We start from the raw sequence: 17,432 nt of genomic DNA on the forward strand, positions 1-17,432 counted from the left end.
GATTATGGCTGATCTCAAACCGATCCTCCTCGTCGAGGACAGTCCCAAGGACGTCGAGCTGACGCTCGCCGCGCTGGAGCAGTGCCAGCTCGCTAATGCGGTCATCGTCGTGCGCGACGGGGCCGAGGCGCTGGACTATCTCTTCTCGCGCGGCAGCTTCGCCAACCGCGAGACGGCCGATCCGGCGGTGGTGCTGCTCGATCTCAAGCTGCCGAAGGTTGATGGGCTGGAGGTGCTGGAGCAGATCAAGAAGGATGCGCATCTGAAGGGCACGCCGGTGGTGATGCTCACCTCGTCGCGCGAGGAGCGCGATCTGGTGCGCAGCTACAGCCTGGGGGTGAATGCCTTCGTGGTGAAGCCTGTGGCCTTCGACCAGTTCTTCGAGGCGATCCGCGATCTCGGCATGTTCTGGGCGGTGCTCAACGAGCCGCCGCCTCGCGGGAGCGCCCCAAGCCCGTGAGCGCCGCGCCGATCCGCATCCTGCACCTGGAAGACGACGCGCACGATGCCGAGCTGGTGCGCGAGTTCATGGCGGCCGAGGGCATCAAGGCGGCGATCGACCGGGTGTGGACCCGCGCCGATTTCGTCGCGGCACTGGATCAGGATTACGACCTGATCCTCGCCGATCACAAGCTGCCGAGCTTCGACGGCGAACAGGCGCTCGAATTGGCGCACAGCCGCGCGCCGAACGTGCCCTTCATCTTCGTCTCCGGCACGCTGGGCGAGGAGGTCGCGGTCGAGGCGCTGAAGCACGGGGCGACCGATTACGTCACCAAGCAGCGGCTGGAGCGGTTGCCCGCGGTGGTCGAGCGCGCGCTGGAAGAGCGGGCGCAGCGCATCGCGCGCCGCGCCGCCGAGGAGACGCTGCGGCTGGCGACGGTCGCCTCGCAGGTCGGCACCTGGGACTATGATCCGGTGCATGACGTGCTGCGGTGGGATGCGCAGTGCAAGGCGCTGTTCGGCCTGCCGTCCGATGCGGTGGTCGATTATCAGGACAGCTTCCTCGCCGGCATCCACCCCGCAGACCGGGCTATGGCCGATGCGGCGGTCCAGGCGGCGCTGCGACCCGGCGGCACCGGCGGCTACGACATCGAATATCGCACCATCGGCCTGCAGGACGGGATCGAGCGCTGGGTCGCCGCCAAGGGGCGCGGCCAGTTCGAGGACGGCAAGGCGGTGCGCTTCGTCGGCACCGTCATCGACATCACCGATCGCAAGCGGGCCTATGCCGCTGTCGCCGCCTCCGAGGTGGCGCTGCGGCTGGAAAGTCATGCGCTGGAGATTCTGAATCAGGTCTCGCGGGAGATCGCAGCCGAGCTCGATCTCGAGCGGCTGGTGCAGACGGTGGTCGATGCCGGTGCCGAGCTGACGGGCGCGGAGTTCGGCGCCTTCTTCTACAACGTGCTCGATCAGAGCGGCGAACGCTACATGCTCTATTCGCTGTCCGGCGCGGAGCGGGCGGCGTTCGAGAATTTTCCGATGCCTCGCAATACCGAGTTGTTCGCACCCACCTTCCGGGGCGACGGCGTGGTCCGGATCGACGACGTGTCGGCCGATCCGCGCTACGGCCGCAATGCCCCCCACAAGGGCATGCCGGAGGGCCATCTGCCGGTGCGAAGCTATCTGGCCGCGTCGGTGGTGATGCGGTCCGGCGAAGTGCTCGGCGGCCTGTTCTTCGGCCATGGTGCACCCGACAGGTTCGCGGCGCGCACCGAGCGGTTGATCGCGGGCCTCGCCGCGCAGGCGGCGGTGGGCATCGAGAATGCGCGGCTGTTCCAGTCCGCCCAGAAGCTCAACCAGACGCTGGAGGAGCAGGTCGCGGTGCGTACCGCCGAGCGCGATCGCATCTGGCAGGTCTCCGACGATCTGCTCGGCGTCGCGGACCAGAACGGAATCTGGCTCAGCATCAACCCGGCCTGGACGCGCGTGCTGGGCTGGGAGGCGGACGAGGTGATTGGCCGCACCTCCGAATGGCTCGAGCATCCCGAAGATCGCGCCAAGACCCGCGCCGAAGTGTCGACGCTTGCCGGCGGGGTCAGCACCACCAATTTCGAGAACCGCTTCCGCACGCGCTCCGGCGAGTATCGCACGCTCAACTGGCGCGCCGTGCCCGAGGGCGGCCTGATCTATTGCGTCGCGCGCGACATCACCGCGCAGGTGGTGCAGGCCGAGGCGCTGGCGGAGGCCGAGGAAGGCCTGCGCCAGTCCCAGAAGATGGAAGTTCTGGGCCAGCTCACCGGCGGCGTGGCGCACGATTTCAACAACCTGCTACAGATCGTGATGGGCAATCTGGACATGCTCAGGCGGCATCTTCCCGCCGAGCCGGCGCGCCTGCGCCGCTCCGCCGACAACGCGTTCGCCGGCGCCGAGCGCGCGGCGACGCTGACCCAGCGCCTGCTTGCCTTCGCGCGCCGCCAGCCGCTCGCGCCCAAGCCGGTCTCGCCCAACGCTTTGGTTGCGGGGATGAGCGATCTGCTCCACCGCACGCTCGGCGAGACGGTGGCGGTGCGCACCGAGCCGGCGGCCGAGGACTGGCTGGTCGAGGTCGATGCCAACCAGCTCGAAGGCGCGCTGCTCAACCTGTCGGTCAATGCGCGCGATGCGATGCCGGCGGGCGGGCGGCTCACGCTGTCGATCGAGAATCTGACGCTCGCCGAGCCGATCCGCGGCCAGAGCGAGGTGCCGGCGGGCGAGCATGTGTTGATCGCCGTGGCCGATACCGGCGAGGGCATGCCGCCAGAGGTGGTGGCGCGGGTGTTCGAACCCTTCTTCACCACCAAGGAGGTGGGCAAGGGCACGGGCCTTGGCCTCTCGATGGTCTATGGTTTCGTCAAGCAGTCGGGCGGTCACGTCCATATCGCGTCCGAGGCAGGCGAGGGCACGACGGTGCGCATCTATCTGCCGCGCCTGCAGGTCTCGAAGCTGGCGCCGACCGCCGCAGCCGTGCCGGACGGAGATCGGCGCGGCGGCGACGAGACGATCCTGGTGTGCGAAGACGACGATGGCGTGCGCGCCAACTCGGTCGAGAGCCTGCGCGAGCTGGGATACGACGTTCTGGAGGCGGCCGACGCGCGCGCAGCGCTGAAGGTGCTCGACGGGCGCTGCGGCAAGGTCGATCTGCTGTTCACGGACGTGATCCTGCCGGGCGGGATGACGGGCTCCGACCTCGCCGCCAAGGCGCGCGAGAGTTGCCCGGCGCTGCGGGTGCTGTTCACCACCGGCTATGCGCGTGACGCGATCGTCCACCACGGGCGGCTGGATGCGGGCGTGCAATTGCTCACCAAGCCCTTCGCCTTCGACGATCTGGCCGCGAAGGTGCGCGAGATGCTGGACGCCTAGGCCGGCATCCGCATCAGTGCCTGCCCGGCGCGTATCTCCTGCCCCGTTTCGGCCAGCAGCTCGAAACCCTTGGGCGCGAACAGGATGATGGTGGAGCCATGCTCGAACCAGCCCATCTCCTCGCCCTTGACGATGTGCGCGGAGCAGGGGATTTCGCGCGAACCGCCGGTGCGGATATGCTGGCCGACATCGACGAAGGTGAAGCGCATCGAGGCGACGAGGATCGCCGCCACCGGCACGATCAGCAGCTCGTGCCCGCCGCGATCCAGCCTTGTGAGGATCGGCGCGCGCTCGTTGCGGCAGAACAGGCGCTCGACGCGCTTGAGCGCGATCGGGTTCACGTTCCAGGTGTCGCCGGAAATGTAGCGCATCGTTTCGACCGTCAGGTCATGGGGCGCGTGGAAGCGATGGTACATCGCCGCCGTCAGCCGCAGCGTGACGAAGCTACCTTCACGGAACGGCGCAGCCAGCGCGGCGTCGCCGACCAACTCCTCGATCCTGTATGGCATGCCCTTGGCCTGATAGAGCCTGCCGTCCTCGACCCGCCCACAGGCGCCGACGATCGCGTCGGAGGGGCTGGCTAGCACATCCGGATCGGGATCGGCGGGGCGCGATCCGGGCTTCAGCGCGCGGGTGAAGGCGTGATGGAGGCTGCGGAAGTGGTGGTCGGCGGCGTCGGAAAGATCGACGTCGCAGAAGGTCCGCCACAGCCTGAGCGAAACGCCGCGCACCAGCGGCTGCTCGATCGGCGAGAGCCAGCCCATGAAACGGGTCGCCAACCGCCGGGGAATGCGGTTGGTCAGCAGAAAGTTGAGATCCTCCTGCGCGCCGATCCGCGCGAGGAGCGAGCGTCTTGTCATGATCGCGTCACCATTTCTGTGACTTGGCTGTCATCATGGAAGCCGCTCTCCCGTTCGCCACGCAACCCATCCTCCTCACCGCCGCCGGAGCCCTCGCCGTAGCGCTCAGCGCGACCAAGGGCCATGCCCGGCTGCGATTGTCGCGCGCCAAGCACAAGTCGCTGGCGGGCCATGTCCGCATGTCGCTGCGCGTCGCGCGCTTCGTGCCGGCCTGGGGCTATGACGAACAGCGCTTCTTCCGCGCGGACGGTGCGCCGGACGAGGTGGCGCGGCAGCGGCAGGCCGGGTTCGCGGCGCTGTCCGCGCTCTACAAGGAGCGTTTTGCCAAGACCGCGGCGCTCACAAAGGAGGCCGCGCAGGGCTTGTCCGACCTGCAATTCACCGGCGCCTATCGCGTGCCCTTCCAGTTCAGCCGGATCGTGCGCGAGAATCTGTCGGCGGGAAGCTTCCTGCAATCGTCCGACGGCGTGACGATCACCGATTGCGACGGCAATCGGCTCTACGATCTCGCCGGCTCCTACGGCGTCAACCTGCTCGGCTTCGATACCTATAAGCGGATGATCGCGGAAGGCGCCGCGCAGGTCGCCGATCTCGGGCCGGTGCTCGGCGCCTTCCATCCCGTCGTCGCCGACAATGTGCAGCGACTGAGGGCGATCTCCGGCCTCGACGAGCTCAGCTTCCACATGTCCGGCACCGAGGCGGTGATGCAGGCGGTGCGCCTCGCCCGCTATCATACCAGGCGCACCCACGCGGTGCGCTTCTGCGGCGCCTATCATGGCTGGTGGGGCGACGTGCAGCCCGGCGTCGGCAACCCGACGCCCGCCGACTACACCTATACGCTCGCCGACATGAGCGAGGACACGCTCAAGGTGCTGGCGACGCGCAGGAATATCGCCTGCGTGCTGGTCAATCCGCTGCAGGGCCTCCACCCGAACAGCGGCGCGCCGGGCGACAACACGCTGGTCGACAGCAGCCGCAAGGCCAGCTTCGACAAGGAAGCTTACGGTGCATGGCTGCGGCGTCTCGCCGAAGTCTGCCGCAAGTCGGGTATCGCGCTGATCTTCGACGAGGTGTTCGTCGGCTTCCGCCTCGCGCGTGGCGGCGCGGCCGAATATTTCGGCGTGAAGCCCGACATGATCACCTACGGCAAGACGCTCGGCGGCGGCCTGCCGGTCGGCGTACTGTGCGGGCGTCATGACCTGATGAAGCGCTATCGCGACGACAAGCCCGTCGATATCTGCTTCGCGCGCGGCACGTTCAACTCGCATCCCTATGTGATGGGCGCGATGAACGCCTTCCTGCGCTTCCTCGATACCGACGAGGGCCGCGCGCTCTACGATGGGCTGGACGAACGCTGGAACGCGCGCGCGGCGCTGATGAACGCGAAGCTGGCGGAGGCGGGGCTGCCGGTCGAGGTCTCGAACATCTCGACGATCTGGACGGTGCGCTACTCCCAGCCGTCGCGTTACAACTGGATGCTGCAATATTATCTCCGCGCCGAAGGCCTCGCGCTCAGTTGGGTGGGGACGGGGCGGCTGATCTTCAGCCTGAACTACACCGACGCCGATTTCGCGGAGGTGGTGGATCGCTTCGTCCGCGCCGCGCGGAAGATGGAAGCGGACGGCTGGTGGTGGAGCGATCCCGCCGTCACCAACAAGATGATCCGTCGCGGCATCCTGAAGGAGATGATCGCGGCCTGGCGAGGCAAGGCGATCTGATCGGCGCATATAAAATCCCCCTCCCGTCGCTGCGGGAGGGGGATGATCTGGATCGAGGGCTCAATTCGCCTCGGCCGGCGCCCAATTGTCGAAGCGCTCGCCGCGGAGCAGGCGGCCCGGCGCCTTGCGGTAGAGCAGGAAGTCGCTGAACGGATCGGTGACGATCTTCGTGCCCCACACCAGCCCGGTCTGCACGCCGCGCGTGAAGAACAGCTGGACCACGCGGAAGACGACGCCGGCCACCGCCAGAGCAAGCCACATCAGGCCGAGATGGCGCAACCAATCCATTTTGCCGCTGGCGGCGTCGAACAGGCCGAACATCGTCGGGTTCACCCAGAGCGCGACCGGGATCAGCGCCCAGATCGTCATCACCACCCACTTGCGGGCGAGGTTGTAACCGACCTTCACCTCTTCCTTATACTCATGCGTCGCCTGGTTGGCGGCGTCGTAGCCCTTGGGCTCGAAGAAGAAGTGGCCGCACTGGCGGCTGGTCATCGCCACCGTCCAGGCGAGCAGGCTGGCCAGCGCCGGATCCCTGAACATCAGGCAATAGGCCGTGATGAAGGTGCAGGCGCTGACGAAGTGCAGGCTCTGGTTGACGAGGCTGTGATGATAATAGCGATGGTCGTCCCAGCGCTGTTCGTGCAGATGCGCGCGGAAGCTCGTCATTGAACCACCTCGTTGGCGGGCGTGAGGGCACGCTCGCGGGTTGAATCATTGGCTGCGACAGCCTTCTCGAACCGCACCAGCGAAAAATGGCCGAGCGGCGGCAGGGCGCGATGCTCGACGAGGCGGATGCCCGGCACGGTCGCGGCCCAGTCGGTATAGCGCGAGAAGGCGAATTCGGTGCGAAAGCCGAGCCGGCTGGTCACCGGCATCAGCGTCTTCTCGATTTGCCCGCGCAGGCCCTTCCCGGCGCCGACGCGGGTGGTGATCACGATCTCGCCGCCGGGACGGACGACGCGGGCGAACTCGTCCAGCGCCTTCTCCGGGTTCGGCACCGAGGTGATGACGTATTGCGCCACCACCACGTCGAAACTGTTGTCCGGGAAGTCCATGTTCTCGGCGTCCATCACTGCGATCTGCTCGATATGATCGAGGTGCAGCGCGCGGACGCGCTGGCGGGCCTTCTCCAGCATCGGCTCGGAGATATCGACGCCGGTGATGCGGTTGGCCTTGTCGTAGCCGGGCAGCGAGATGCCGGTGCCGACGCCGACTTCCAGGATTCGGCCGCCGATCTTCTCGGCGACGTCGATCGCGGCGCGGCGGCCCTGGCGGAAGACCGGCCCGAAGACGAGGTCATAGACCGGCGCCCAGCGCCCGTAGGCGTTGGCGACCTGCTCGGTTTGCATCTGCGTGGCCATCAAGCCGTCTCCCTACTGGTAGCATTCGCCTATGCGCGTGATGCGCGACAGAACAGCGTAGGATCGGCGATCCTTTTGAGGAGATACGGTTTCAGTTCGAAGACAGTGTGGATAGTTCGGTACGGTTGTGGATAGTCAAGAAACCGTAAAGCTTACGACACGGCAATGACTTGATCGGCCGTCATAGGGGCATTCGACGGCGGACGCCGCCGCCGGTCGAGCGATTTTACCCGGAGGCCCCGCTATGGCGACCCTTCCCGATATGCCCGTCGAGGCCCGTCATCCGTCCAAGCCGCGGCACGACCGCGTGCCGCCGCGCGGCCGCGAGCGCAAGCTGCCCGACTGGATCCACGAGAACGACAAGCCCGAGACGCCGCGCAAGCGGATGCCGTTCCGAACGATCTGGATCTCGGACACGCATCTCGGCACGCCGGGGTGCAATGCCGAGCTGCTGCTCGATTTCCTGAAATCGACCGATTGCGAGACACTCTATCTGGTCGGCGACATCGTCGACGGCTGGCAGCTCAGGAAGGGCTGGTACTGGCCGGCGCGGCACAACGACGTGATCCGCTGCATCCTCAAGCGCGTGAAGCGCGGGACGCGCGTCGTTTACGTGCCGGGCAACCATGACGAGGCGTTCCGCGACTATACCGGCCTGGATTTCGGTGGCATCGAGCTGGTCAACGAGGACATCCACGTCACCGCCGACGGGCGCCGCCTGCTGGTGCTGCACGGCGACCAGTTCGACAGCATCGTGATGTACGCCAAGTGGCTCGCCTTCCTGGGCGACAGCGCCTACGTGCTGCTGCTCAAGTCCAACGCACTGGTCAATGCGGTGCGCAAGATGTTCGGCCTGCCTTACTGGTCGCTCGCCGCGCACCTGAAGAAGCGCGTCAAGAATGCCGTCCAGTTCATCGGCAAGTATGAGGAGGTGGTCGCCCACGCCGCCGCCGATCGCCATGTCGACGGTGTGGTCTGCGGCCACATCCACTCGGCCGAGATCAAGCAGTTCGGCGACATCACCTATTACAATGACGGTGACTGGGTGGAGAGCTGCACCGCGCTGGTCGAGCATTTCGACGGCCGGATGGAGATCATCGACTGGGCCGGCAAGGTTGCCGCCGAGCAGGCCGCCAAGGCCGAGCGCAAGGCGGACAAGCCGGCGGCGGTTCCCGCATGAGGATCGCACTCGTCAGCGACGCCTGGGCGCCGCAGGTCAATGGGGTCGTCCGCACGCTGATGACGACGGTGGGCATGCTGCGTGCCGACGGTCACGAGGTCGAGACGCTGACGCCCGACCAGTTCCGCACCGTGCCGTGCCCGAGCTATCCGGAGATCCGTCTCGCCCTCGGTTGCGGGCGGGCGGTTGCCGCACGGCTGGCGGCGGCGAAGGCGGACGCGATCCATATCGCCACCGAAGGTCCGCTCGGCTGGGCGGCGCGGCGCTGGTGCCTCGATCGCGGCATGCCCTTCACGACATCCTTCCACACGCGCTTCCCCGATTACGTGGCGATGCGTTCGCGCCTGCCGGCGGACTGGTTCTGGCCGATCGTGCGCCGCTTCCACGGCCCGGCCTCGCGCGTGTTCGCGGCGACCGAGACGCTGTCCGACGAGCTTGCCGAGCGTGGCCTGCCGCAGACCCATCGCTGGTCGCGCGGCGTCGACCTGTCGCTGTTCGGGCCGGACGTCGCGCCGCTGCCGGCGCTTGCCACAATCGACGGGCCGATCCTGCTCTCGGTCGGCCGCGTTGCGGTCGAGAAGAATATCGAGGCGTTCCTGACCGCCGACGTGCCCGGAACAAAGGTGGTGGTCGGTGACGGCCCGGCGCGGGCGATGCTCGAGAAGCGCTTCCCGCACGTGATCTTCACCGGCGCGCTGCATGGCGAGCGGCTGGCCTCGGCTTATGCGGCGGCCGACCTGTTCGTCTTCCCGAGCCTCACCGACACGTTCGGGCTGGTGATGATCGAGGCGTTGGCGAGCGGCGTGCCCGTCGCCGCCTTCCCGGTGCGCGGGCCGATCGACATCGTCGGAGCGTCGGGCACCGGCATGTTCGGCGGCTTGGCCCGCATCGGCGCACTCGACGACGATCTCGAAGAAGCGATCCGGCTGGCGATGACCGCCGATCGCGCCGCCTGCGCGGGCGAAGGACGGCGTTACAGTTGGGAGCGTTGCACCGCGCAGTTCCTCGCCGGCCTCGCGCCGGTTGCGGCTCCGGCGCGCGCCGTGACGGTGTGATCGTCCGGGAAAATCGAACGCTGAGATCGAAACTATCCGTCTGATCCGACAGCCGGGACATCCTATCTAGGGTGCGTTCAGGAAAGCGGCCGCGCCAGGCCTTCGGAGATGGACGATGGTTTCGCTCGCACCCCCTGTCTCGAACACCCGCAAGAGCAGCCGCGCCGCCGTGCGTCGGATGCCCGGCATCGAAGCCTTGGGTCATGCTTTCGCCGCGCTGGCGGGTGCGCTTGCGCTGTTGATCATAGGGCGCAGCGTGTCCGTCGCGCTCGATTCACCGTTGCTGGCACTCGTGGCAATCGGGATGCTGTTCCTGATCGGCGTAGCGGTGCGCGGTGCCGTCGATAGCGCCCGTCGTTAGCGGAGCCAGCGTCCAAAGGTTAACGCAGGGGATCGTTTCAAGACACTCGCTCGGTGCGTTGCCGGAGCCGCACGCCAGTCGTTTCCACAAACGAAAAAGCCCCGCCGGAGCGGGGCTTTGTGTATCGCCGATGAGGCTGAATCAGCCCAGGACCGGCTTGCCGTAGAACCATTCCCAGATGTCGAAACGGTTCTGCGAGCTCGCAACCTTCGTCATAAAACCCCCGTGATACAACGATCGGCATACACCGTCCGATCAAGGGCGTTTTATCATTACCAGCCGTGGTTAACAAGATGATAACCATCAGACGATGGTCTCTGTCTCCTTTTTGGACAATTGTTTCACGAGCGCAGACAATTCCATCGGCTTTCCAGTGTGGTAGCCCTGAACGTAATCGCACTGCATCAGTCGAAGCTCGTTCAGGACAACCGCATTCTCGACACCCTCGGCCACCGTCTTGCGGCCGAGCGAGTGGGCCAATTGGATGGTGGAATGCACCATGATTCGGTCGCTCTGGGACTTCTCCAGCATCGACACGAAGCTGCGATCGATCTTGATCTCGTCGGCGGGAATCCGCTTGAGATAGTCGAGCGTCGAGAAGCCGGTGCCGTAGTCGTCGATCGACAGGCGCACGCCCGATGCGCTGAGCGCCTCCAGTGTCTCGACGATGCCGTCCTGGCTGGCCATCGCGGTCGTCTCGGTGATCTCCAGGATCAGGTGGTGCGGCGCCAGCCGGTGACGGGCGAGCGTCTCGTGCACCATCCTGAGCAGGCCCGGTGAATCCAGCAGACGGGCCGAGAGATTGACCGCGATGCTGAAGTCGCCGTGGCCGGCGCGATGGATCGAGGCGGTCGCGGCGACGGCGCTGTCGAGGATGTGCGCGGTCAGGTTCTCGATGCGGCCGGAGCGCTCGGCGGCGGGGATGAACTGGCTGGGCGGCACCTCGCCCTTGTCGGGATGGCGCCAGCGCGCGAGAGCCTCGGCGCCGATGATGCGGCCGGTCGCCATCTCGATCTTGGGCTGGTAGGCGACCCAGATCTCGTCACGCTCGACCGCCTGGTCGAGCCGGGCGAGCAGCGACATCTTCCACTCGGCATCCTCGAGCTCGGCCGGATCGTAGGTCATCCAGCGGCGGCCCTCGCTCGCCGCGCGATCGGCGGCGACCACCGCGCTCGACACGCGCTGGACGAGCGGGCGGCTGGTGTCGGTATCGAGGCCGAATGTGACGGCGAGGTCGATCAGGCGCCCCGCCACCACCACCGGGCTGCGGAACAGGCCGTGCAGCGCCATCAGCTGCTCGCCGACCAGCTCGTCGTTGGCCGTTTCGGCGAGCCAGATGAACAGGCCGTCGTCCGCCTGATAGATGGTATCGCCATGCGCGCCGACCGAGAGTCGGTTGATGATCTGCTCGACCAGATCCTTCTCGGAATCCGCCGGCAGCGAGGTGGTCACCTCGGCATAGTTCAGCATGCGCGCGACGACCACCGTCGGGGTCAGGCGCGGCGCCGCCTCGCGCAGCGCGTTGAGGTTGGGCTGGCCGGAGACGGCGTTGACCAGGCCCTTGTTGCGCATCGACTGGCGGACATTGAACCACAGCCGGGTGAGCGACGCCGTCATCAGCAGCGCGATCGCCGGCATGATCTTCACGTAGATCAGCATCCGATCCGCCACCAGCGGCCCGGCCAGCAGCATCAGGAAGCCGATGGCGAGCAGCAATCGGGCCGGCAGGCGCCGGCGCAGGAAGAGATAGGTCGCCGCGACGATGGCGGCGAGCATCGCCGGCAGTAGCCATCCCGCGTCGATCGATCGGCCCTGACGGAGGCTCTCGATCGCGGCGGCATGGATATAGACGACCGGCAACTGGCCGAAGCCCGGCGCGCCGTAGCGCAGCGTGTTGACCGTCTCGCCGATCAGCACGTCCTTGCCGGCGAAGCGGCTTGCGTTCCAGTGGTCGTTGAGGATGTCGGCGGCGCTCACGGTCGGCAGCGCGTGAAGGTCGACGCTGTAGTCGATCGGGAAGCTGTCATCGGCGGAGCCCGAGCTTCCGGCGACCGCGCTGGCCATCGACGGCACGGCGTGCCCCGCCATATCCACCGAGTAGGGCGATTCGTACACCATGCCGTCCCAGCGGACGAGCAGATTGGTGCTGCCGATGCTGGCGAGGCGCATCAGCCGGATGGGTGGAAGCTCCACGCCATTGCGGCCGGTCATGGTATCGGCGCTGACGCGGACGGGGAGCACGACGCTCCCTTTTGCATCGGCCAGCGCCTGTTCGAACTTCGCATCGCCGGCCGGGCTGTCGCCGCCCCAGGACAGTGCGTCGATGCCGATGCGATGCGCGCCGGCGGCATGAAGCCGGTGGATCAGCTCCGCATAGCGCTCGCGCGGCCAGGGCGTCGGGCCGAGCATGTTGATGCTGGGATCGTCGATCGCGACCACCGCGACCTGCCCGCTCGGCGGATGGCTGCGCAGCTTGGCGCGGATCACGCTGCCGGCGAGTTCCAGCGGCCCCAGAATGTTGATGGCGCCGCACAGCAGCGAGATGCAGATCGCCGCGGCCAGAATCCTCAGATTCAGGCGATGGCCCGAGAAACGGCCCGGAGGCGAAGGCGGACGCATGGTTGTTCAGGCGTCAACCTCACACAATCATCTTATCAAAAGGCAAACGCCGGCCCTTCGCTGGCGGATTTTCGCCGATCGTCGAATGCCGATGCGACAAGCCGAGGTGATGCGCGCGGGCAATGTGGCCGTCGTGGATGGATTGACCCGATGCACTTGCCGGGGCATGGGGGCGGCAGCGCGGGTATAGCTCAATGGTAGAGCACTAGCCTTCCAAGCTTGTGATGCGGGTTCGATCCCCGCTACCCGCTCCAGCTTTCTCCGATGCTGCTTTTCGTGCCGGCGACGACGTCGCGCCGATTGCGGTCCCAACGCCGCATTTCCGGCGGTTTTTCGTATTTCCGAAAGTTTATGACGGGATCGATCCGACCGGAAGATTTCAGTGCTGTAACAGTCAAGCAGCCAATAGATTTTGAATAGATCGTATTCGACCAATCAAAGGGGTTACATACACGTAATTTTTACGTTTCGGAGTGTTTCTGCCGCCCCATGAGCAGGCCGATCCGCATCCCCGTCGAAGTCGCGTTTACCGGCGCCATGGTGTTCCTGATGCTGTTGCTGTCGGCATGGTACCACCTTCCGATCCGCCTTCCCTCGGGAAGCGGGGCGGACGTGATGGGGGTGCAGCTGTTCCTGCCGCTGGCGGGGATCGGTGTGTGGCTGGCCTTCACGTTGCTGACGAACCGCAAGGCATCGCCGTGGCGGCCATTACTGGCGCTGGCCTGTTATGCGATCGTCATGGTGGTGCATTTCAACCTGAAATTGTGGGTGCCGTTCGTCCGCACCGCCGATTACGATCCCATCCTCTGGCAGATGGACCAGATGGCCCGGCCGGTGGTCGATGCGTGCATCGCAATGCGCGTCGCGCTGCGCCCGCTGCTTTATTTCTGGAAGAGCATCTATCTCTGGTCGTTCCTCAGCCTGTTCTACATCAGCTTCGGCTACCATGCGATCCGCACGCCGGACGTGTTCCGAAAGTTGTTCCTGGCGGCGCTGTTCCTGCAGGGGATGGGGGCGATCGGCTATCTGCTGCTGCCGGCGATCGGCCCCTTCATCTACGAGACGGGGACGAGCGCCGCGATCACCCAGGCGCAGCACGATATGCTCGCGGTTCGCCAGATGTCGGTCGCGGCCGGGCCGCAATGGCTGTCGGACAATGGGTCCGCCAATCTCTTCGCGGGGCTGGGCGCGATGCCCTCGCTCCATGCCGGCTGCTCGTTCCTGTTCCTGTGGTTCGCGTGGAAGCACGGGCGCGCGCTGCTGCCGACCTATATTCCGATCTTCGCCTATATCCTGGTCACCGCGATCGCCAGCCGCTGGCATTATCTGATCGATCTGCCGGTGGGTATCGCGCTGGCCCGCCTGGCCATCCACCTCGCGCATGTGGCTGACAGGCCGCGCGCGGAGGCAGACACGCCGGTTTCGCTCGCCGAGCCGGTGCTCGCCTGACTTAGCGCGGCACCAGGCAGTTGGTGATGACGGCCATCACGTTGGCGCCGCGCGGATGGATCGGCTTGTCGATCGTGTGCAGGATGACCGGGCGGTGGATGCGGCCCATCAGCGGCTCGTAGCCTTGGGTCATGGCCACTGCATAGACGGGATGGCTGTTGACGAAATCCAGCCAGTCCCGGTCATGGGTGCCGTAGGTGGCGAAGATCGGGTGCTCGAAGCCCATGGCGACCACCGGCGCAAATTCCTTCGCGCCATAGATGAAGGGATAGATCTGGCCGCGCAGATCGGGCGCCATGTCCATCACGCGCTTCAGGCCGCTGACATTGTCGGTCTTGAAATCGGTGATCAGCTTCGCGTCGGGATGCGCGCGGAGCCAGGCCATCACGTCCGAGAGCATGGCGCCGCGCGGATCGATCATGTCGAGATCGTCGTGCCCGGCGCGCACGATGCCGAAGGGCAGCTCGTGGAAGTCCATCTCGAACATCCGGAGACCATGGCCGTAGGAGAGGTTCAGCGCCTCTATGCTGTTGGCATAGGTGCGGGCCGGCAGGCCGCCGGCGGCATGCGCGATCAGCGCCGGCCCACCCGACACCTGGGTGTAGGCAGGGCAGCCGCCGGCATGGTTGCGGGCCGGCTGGAAGGGGAGTTGCGCCACGCCTCCGAACAGCAGCGCGCCGAGCAGCCACGGGCGCAGCTTCGCCCAGTCGAACCGCACGGGCCTGGTGCGGACGGGCTGGAAACCGGACGAGGGCGCGAAGGCTGTGAGCATGGCTGGGGTCCGATCCGTTCGCAGACCGGAATACGCCGCCAATCCCTAACGCGTCTTCATATCCGGCCGTTCGACTTTCGTCGAAACCCCTGAACTTTGGTCGAATTTTCGGGTCGAACGCGGCCCTAGCGCCGCAGATCCTCGCTCAACGACATCTCGTTGATGCCTTCGAACCGGCCGAGCGTGCAGCGCGTCGTCGTCGGATCGCCGCCCACGCCGAGCAGGCCGTCATGATCGAGCAGCTCGACGGTGTCGCCCTGGCAGAGCTTGTCCGGGTCGGCCGACTTGAAGCGCACCTTGGACACGTTGTTGACGTGGCCGAGGCCGTCGCACGGCTGCGGCAGATAGTTGCGATACGCCTTGCTGCCGCCGACATGGAGGATGAGCCGGCTGTCGGTCTCGGCCGTCTCGTCGCGGATGCCGTGCCGACTGATGCACTGCTTGGCGCTGTACGGCGCCGGGTCCCGCTGCCGCGCGTCGGCGGGAAGCGTCGCGAGCGCGAGCGCGAGGAGCGTGGCGGAGCGGATGGCGATGGTGCGTGTCAGCATGATCCGGTCCTCGTCTCTCGATGTTACGATTTCATGTCAATGCCGGCGCATAGCGCTCCCGGCGGCGATAGCTTCCCAATACCGGGAGCAGCATGAGCAGCGCCAGCGCGGCATTGCCCAGCACATAGGCGGTGCCGGCGCCGGTCAGCCCGAACAGCCGGCAGAGGATGGAGAGCATGCCGAGATAGACGATGGTCGCCGCCGCCTGCGCCGCCAGCGCCGCGCGTTGCCGCCCGACCATGTAGAGCAGGGATTGCAGCGGGAAGCTCGCCATCGAGATCATCAGCGCGAACATCATCAGGCTGAGCAGCCCGTAGGCGGCGAGATATTTGTGCCCGAACAGCCCGACGAACGGCTTGCCGCCCACCAGGATCAGCGCGACCACCAGAAGGCCGATGCCGCCCGCGATCAGCCCGGTGCGCACCGCCAGCTTCCACGGATGCTTGCTCGACGGATCGAGCCGCATGATCTCCGGATAGAAGCCCTTGGTCAGCAGGTCGGCGGGCTTGCCGGCGGAATCGAGGAGGGTCGTCGCGATCTTGTAGAGGCCGGCCGCCACCGGCCCCAGCACGCCGCCGACGATCAGGTTGCTGATCGGGCCCCAGCAGGCGTTGAGCGAAGTGGAGATGTTGGTCGTCCACACGAAGCTCCATGAATCCGGAAGCCGCCGCGCGGTGCCCATCAGGCCGGGGCGCAGCGCCTCGATCATGCCGCGCCGGCGCAGCTCGCGGACGGTCAGCGCCCACAGGATCAGGTCTCCGGTGATGTCGGCGACATACCAGGCCAGCACGAAGCCGGGGAAACCGAGGTTCAGCGCCCAGGCCAAAGTCGCGCCGGCCGCGCGCAGCAGCGGCGTCGCGATCTGTTGCTTGGCGAGCAGATCGAAGCGATCGAGCAGGCGCATCACGCCGGTGGGCGTCGCCGCCGACATGGTCGGCACAAGGGTGCAGTAGATCAGCGCGAGCGGCAGGTGCGTGCCGTCGATGCCGAAATCGCCCGCCAGGAAAGGAAGGGCGATCATCGCCGCGACCATGCCGACCAGCCCGCTCGCGATGTCCAGCCCGAAGGCAAAGCGGATCGCGTCGCGCGCCGTCGACTCGTCGCCGCGCGCCAGCGCCGGCGCCCCGTAGCGCAGGATCAGCTGCCAGCTCTGGAACTTGGTGATCGCGCCCGCGCCGAGCGCATAGGTGTGCACCAGGGTCAGCATACCGAAGGTGACGGGATCCAGACCGTGGCCCGCCGCGATCAGCGCGATCAGCCCGAGGAGGGCGCCCACCAGCTTGGTGGAGCCCAGATAGCCGGCATTGCGCAGCACGGCGCGGAACACGCCATCCCTGAACCAGTGCCTCATGATTCGCTGTCGGTCTCGTTCAAGCGCCGGGCCATCTGCCGATCCTGTCGGCGTATTTTAACCCGCTGGCAAGCTTCCGCTGCGGCTCGTCGTGCGACGAGCCGAGCCGTCAACGGTTCGCCGCAGTGCCGCATCGGCCTGCCGAAGACTCGACGAAGGTAAACTTCCTTAACGGGAGATGGCGGGTACACACGAATCGGCAAGAGGGATTCGGGGCAAAACCGGTATGCTTAAACGATCGAAGATCGCGTTGTGTTCCATCGCGCTTGCGATGTCCGCGATCGTCTCGTCGCCGGCCGATGCGCAGGGCACGTTCTGGCAGTGCGCGACCTTCGCGCGCATGTTCTCGGGCATCCAGCTTTTCGGCGCGGCCGCCGGCTGGTGGAACCAGGCGGTCGGCAAGTATGGCCGCGGCGATGCGCCCAAGGAAGGCGCGGTGCTGGTGTTCAAGTCGATCGGCTCGATGCGATCGGGCCATGTCGCTACGGTGAGCCAGATCGTCTCCGATCGCATCATCAAGGTCACCCACGCCAACTGGTCGACCCCCGGCAAGGTCGAGAACGACGTCGAGGTGATGGACGTCTCGGCCAACAACGATTGGAGCCGGGTTCGTGTCTGGTTCAAGAGCCTCGGTGGCCTCGGCACCAGCAGCTATCCGGTCTATGGGTTCATCTACAACGGCAAGGGCAAGGCAGCGGCCACCACGACCGCCGAAGCTTCCGCCCCCTCGGCCGATGCGATCCTGAAGGCCGCTGCGGACACCAAGGCGGCCCGCGCCAAGTCCCCGCTCGCCGCGCTGATCGGCTGATTCTTCGA

General features: G+C 66.4%; 15 protein-coding genes and 1 tRNA gene. 9 read left to right on the forward strand and 7 right to left on the reverse strand.

Annotated elements, in window-relative coordinates:
• Positions 1–4: 4 nt before the first annotated feature.
• Together HZF05_RS08915 and HZF05_RS08920 are read left to right on the forward strand one after the other, a co-directional pair.
• Positions 5–460: a response regulator gene (locus tag HZF05_RS08915; RefSeq protein WP_160365727.1), complete on the forward strand. Its 456-nt coding sequence runs from the start codon at positions 5–7 to the stop codon at positions 458–460.
• Positions 457–3,339: a response regulator gene (locus HZF05_RS08920; RefSeq protein ID WP_160365728.1), complete on the forward strand. Its 2,883-nt coding sequence runs from the start codon at positions 457–459 to the stop codon at positions 3,337–3,339. Before HZF05_RS08915 ends, HZF05_RS08920 begins: the two co-directional genes overlap by 4 nt.
• On the opposite strand, the gene asd is transcribed toward HZF05_RS08920, so the two are convergent.
• Positions 3,336–4,199 (reverse strand): archaetidylserine decarboxylase, encoded by an 864-nt coding sequence (asd, locus tag HZF05_RS08925; protein WP_160365729.1) that lies wholly within the window; start codon positions 4,197–4,199, stop codon positions 3,336–3,338. The two genes, HZF05_RS08920 and asd, sit on opposite strands and share 4 nt — an antisense overlap.
• Positions 4,200–4,234: 35 nt before the next feature.
• On the opposite strand from asd, the gene HZF05_RS08930 reads away from it, so the two are divergent.
• Entirely contained in the window at positions 4,235–5,917 is a 1,683-nt protein-coding gene (locus tag HZF05_RS08930) for an aminotransferase class III-fold pyridoxal phosphate-dependent enzyme (protein WP_160365730.1), read from the forward strand.
• A gap of 60 nt (positions 5,918–5,977) precedes the next feature.
• On the opposite strand, the gene HZF05_RS08935 is transcribed toward HZF05_RS08930, so the two are convergent.
• Positions 5,978–6,586, reverse strand: a complete 609-nt coding sequence (locus tag HZF05_RS08935) for a hypothetical protein (RefSeq protein ID WP_160365731.1) — start codon at positions 6,584–6,586, stop codon at positions 5,978–5,980.
• Positions 6,583–7,281 (reverse strand): class I SAM-dependent methyltransferase, encoded by a 699-nt coding sequence (locus tag HZF05_RS08940; RefSeq protein WP_160365732.1) that lies wholly within the window; start codon positions 7,279–7,281, stop codon positions 6,583–6,585. The genes HZF05_RS08935 and HZF05_RS08940 overlap by 4 nt, the downstream gene beginning before the upstream one ends.
• A 244-nt stretch (positions 7,282–7,525) precedes the next feature.
• Here HZF05_RS08940 and HZF05_RS08945 point away from each other — a divergent pair, with 244 nt between their 5' ends.
• From HZF05_RS08945 to HZF05_RS08955, 3 genes are all read left to right on the forward strand, one after another.
• Positions 7,526–8,461, forward strand: coding sequence for a UDP-2,3-diacylglucosamine diphosphatase (locus HZF05_RS08945; protein WP_160365733.1), 936 nt, complete (start codon positions 7,526–7,528; stop codon positions 8,459–8,461).
• Positions 8,458–9,516: a glycosyltransferase family 4 protein gene (locus HZF05_RS08950; protein ID WP_160365734.1), complete on the forward strand. Its 1,059-nt coding sequence runs from the start codon at positions 8,458–8,460 to the stop codon at positions 9,514–9,516. Before HZF05_RS08945 ends, HZF05_RS08950 begins: the two co-directional genes overlap by 4 nt.
• Positions 9,517–9,631: 115 nt before the next feature.
• On the forward strand, positions 9,632–9,877 hold the full coding sequence (locus tag HZF05_RS08955; RefSeq protein ID WP_160365735.1) for a hypothetical protein: 246 nt from the start codon (positions 9,632–9,634) through the stop codon (positions 9,875–9,877).
• 303 nt (positions 9,878–10,180) lie between these two features.
• On the opposite strand, the gene HZF05_RS08960 is transcribed toward HZF05_RS08955, so the two are convergent.
• Positions 10,181–12,496, reverse strand: a complete 2,316-nt coding sequence (locus HZF05_RS08960) for an EAL domain-containing protein (protein WP_160365736.1) — start codon at positions 12,494–12,496, stop codon at positions 10,181–10,183.
• Between the two features lie 180 nt (positions 12,497–12,676).
• On the opposite strand from HZF05_RS08960, the gene HZF05_RS08965 reads away from it, so the two are divergent.
• Together HZF05_RS08965 and HZF05_RS08970 are read left to right on the forward strand one after the other, a co-directional pair.
• Positions 12,677–12,750 (forward strand) — tRNA-Gly (locus HZF05_RS08965).
• A 235-nt stretch (positions 12,751–12,985) separates the two neighbouring features.
• Complete coding sequence (locus tag HZF05_RS08970; protein WP_160365737.1) at positions 12,986–13,945, forward strand: phosphatase PAP2 family protein; 960 nt, start codon at positions 12,986–12,988, stop codon at positions 13,943–13,945.
• 1 nt (position 13,946) lies between these two features.
• On the opposite strand, the gene HZF05_RS08975 is transcribed toward HZF05_RS08970, so the two are convergent.
• The 3 genes from HZF05_RS08975 to HZF05_RS08985 form a co-directional block, all read right to left on the reverse strand.
• Positions 13,947–14,717, reverse strand: a complete 771-nt coding sequence (locus HZF05_RS08975; RefSeq protein ID WP_160365738.1) for a PI-PLC domain-containing protein — start codon at positions 14,715–14,717, stop codon at positions 13,947–13,949.
• Positions 14,718–14,842: 125 nt separating this feature from the next.
• The gene (locus HZF05_RS08980) at positions 14,843–15,265 is read right to left on the reverse strand and encodes a hypothetical protein (protein WP_160365739.1); all 423 of its coding nucleotides are present in this window, start codon (positions 15,263–15,265) and stop codon (positions 14,843–14,845) included.
• 31 nt (positions 15,266–15,296) lie between these two features.
• Positions 15,297–16,616, reverse strand: a complete 1,320-nt coding sequence (locus tag HZF05_RS08985; protein WP_160365740.1) for a lipopolysaccharide biosynthesis protein — start codon at positions 16,614–16,616, stop codon at positions 15,297–15,299.
• 271 nt (positions 16,617–16,887) lie between these two features.
• Between HZF05_RS08985 and HZF05_RS08990 the strand changes: the two genes are divergently transcribed.
• Positions 16,888–17,424 (forward strand): CHAP domain-containing protein, encoded by a 537-nt coding sequence (locus tag HZF05_RS08990; RefSeq protein ID WP_246331835.1) that lies wholly within the window; start codon positions 16,888–16,890, stop codon positions 17,422–17,424.
• Positions 17,425–17,432: the final 8 nt, after the last annotated feature.

Source organism: Sphingomonas chungangi (assembly GCF_013778325.1).
Taxonomy (GTDB): Bacteria; Pseudomonadota; Alphaproteobacteria; order Sphingomonadales; family Sphingomonadaceae; genus Solisphingomonas; species Solisphingomonas chungangi.

Bases quoted from the DNA above. Each gene is read 5' to 3' on its own strand.
- HZF05_RS08915 (WP_160365727.1), top strand. From the start codon at position 5: ATGGCTGATCTCAAACCGATCCTCCTCGTCGAGGACAGTCCCAAGGAC.
- asd (WP_160365729.1), bottom strand. From the start codon at position 4,199: ATGACAAGACGCTCGCTCCTCGCGCGGATCGGCGCGCAGGAGGATCTC.
- HZF05_RS08930 (WP_160365730.1), top strand. From the start codon at position 4,235: ATGGAAGCCGCTCTCCCGTTCGCCACGCAACCCATCCTCCTCACCGCC.
- HZF05_RS08935 (WP_160365731.1), bottom strand. From the start codon at position 6,586: ATGACGAGCTTCCGCGCGCATCTGCACGAACAGCGCTGGGACGACCAT.
- HZF05_RS08940 (WP_160365732.1), bottom strand. From the start codon at position 7,281: ATGGCCACGCAGATGCAAACCGAGCAGGTCGCCAACGCCTACGGGCGC.
- HZF05_RS08945 (WP_160365733.1), top strand. From the start codon at position 7,526: ATGGCGACCCTTCCCGATATGCCCGTCGAGGCCCGTCATCCGTCCAAG.
- HZF05_RS08950 (WP_160365734.1), top strand. From the start codon at position 8,458: ATGAGGATCGCACTCGTCAGCGACGCCTGGGCGCCGCAGGTCAATGGG.
- HZF05_RS08955 (WP_160365735.1), top strand. From the start codon at position 9,632: ATGGTTTCGCTCGCACCCCCTGTCTCGAACACCCGCAAGAGCAGCCGC.
- HZF05_RS08960 (WP_160365736.1), bottom strand. From the start codon at position 12,496: ATGCGTCCGCCTTCGCCTCCGGGCCGTTTCTCGGGCCATCGCCTGAAT.
- HZF05_RS08970 (WP_160365737.1), top strand. From the start codon at position 12,986: ATGAGCAGGCCGATCCGCATCCCCGTCGAAGTCGCGTTTACCGGCGCC.
- HZF05_RS08975 (WP_160365738.1), bottom strand. From the start codon at position 14,717: ATGCTCACAGCCTTCGCGCCCTCGTCCGGTTTCCAGCCCGTCCGCACC.
- HZF05_RS08980 (WP_160365739.1), bottom strand. From the start codon at position 15,265: ATGCTGACACGCACCATCGCCATCCGCTCCGCCACGCTCCTCGCGCTC.
- HZF05_RS08985 (WP_160365740.1), bottom strand. From the start codon at position 16,616: ATGAGGCACTGGTTCAGGGATGGCGTGTTCCGCGCCGTGCTGCGCAAT.
- HZF05_RS08990 (WP_246331835.1), top strand. From the start codon at position 16,888: ATGTCCGCGATCGTCTCGTCGCCGGCCGATGCGCAGGGCACGTTCTGG.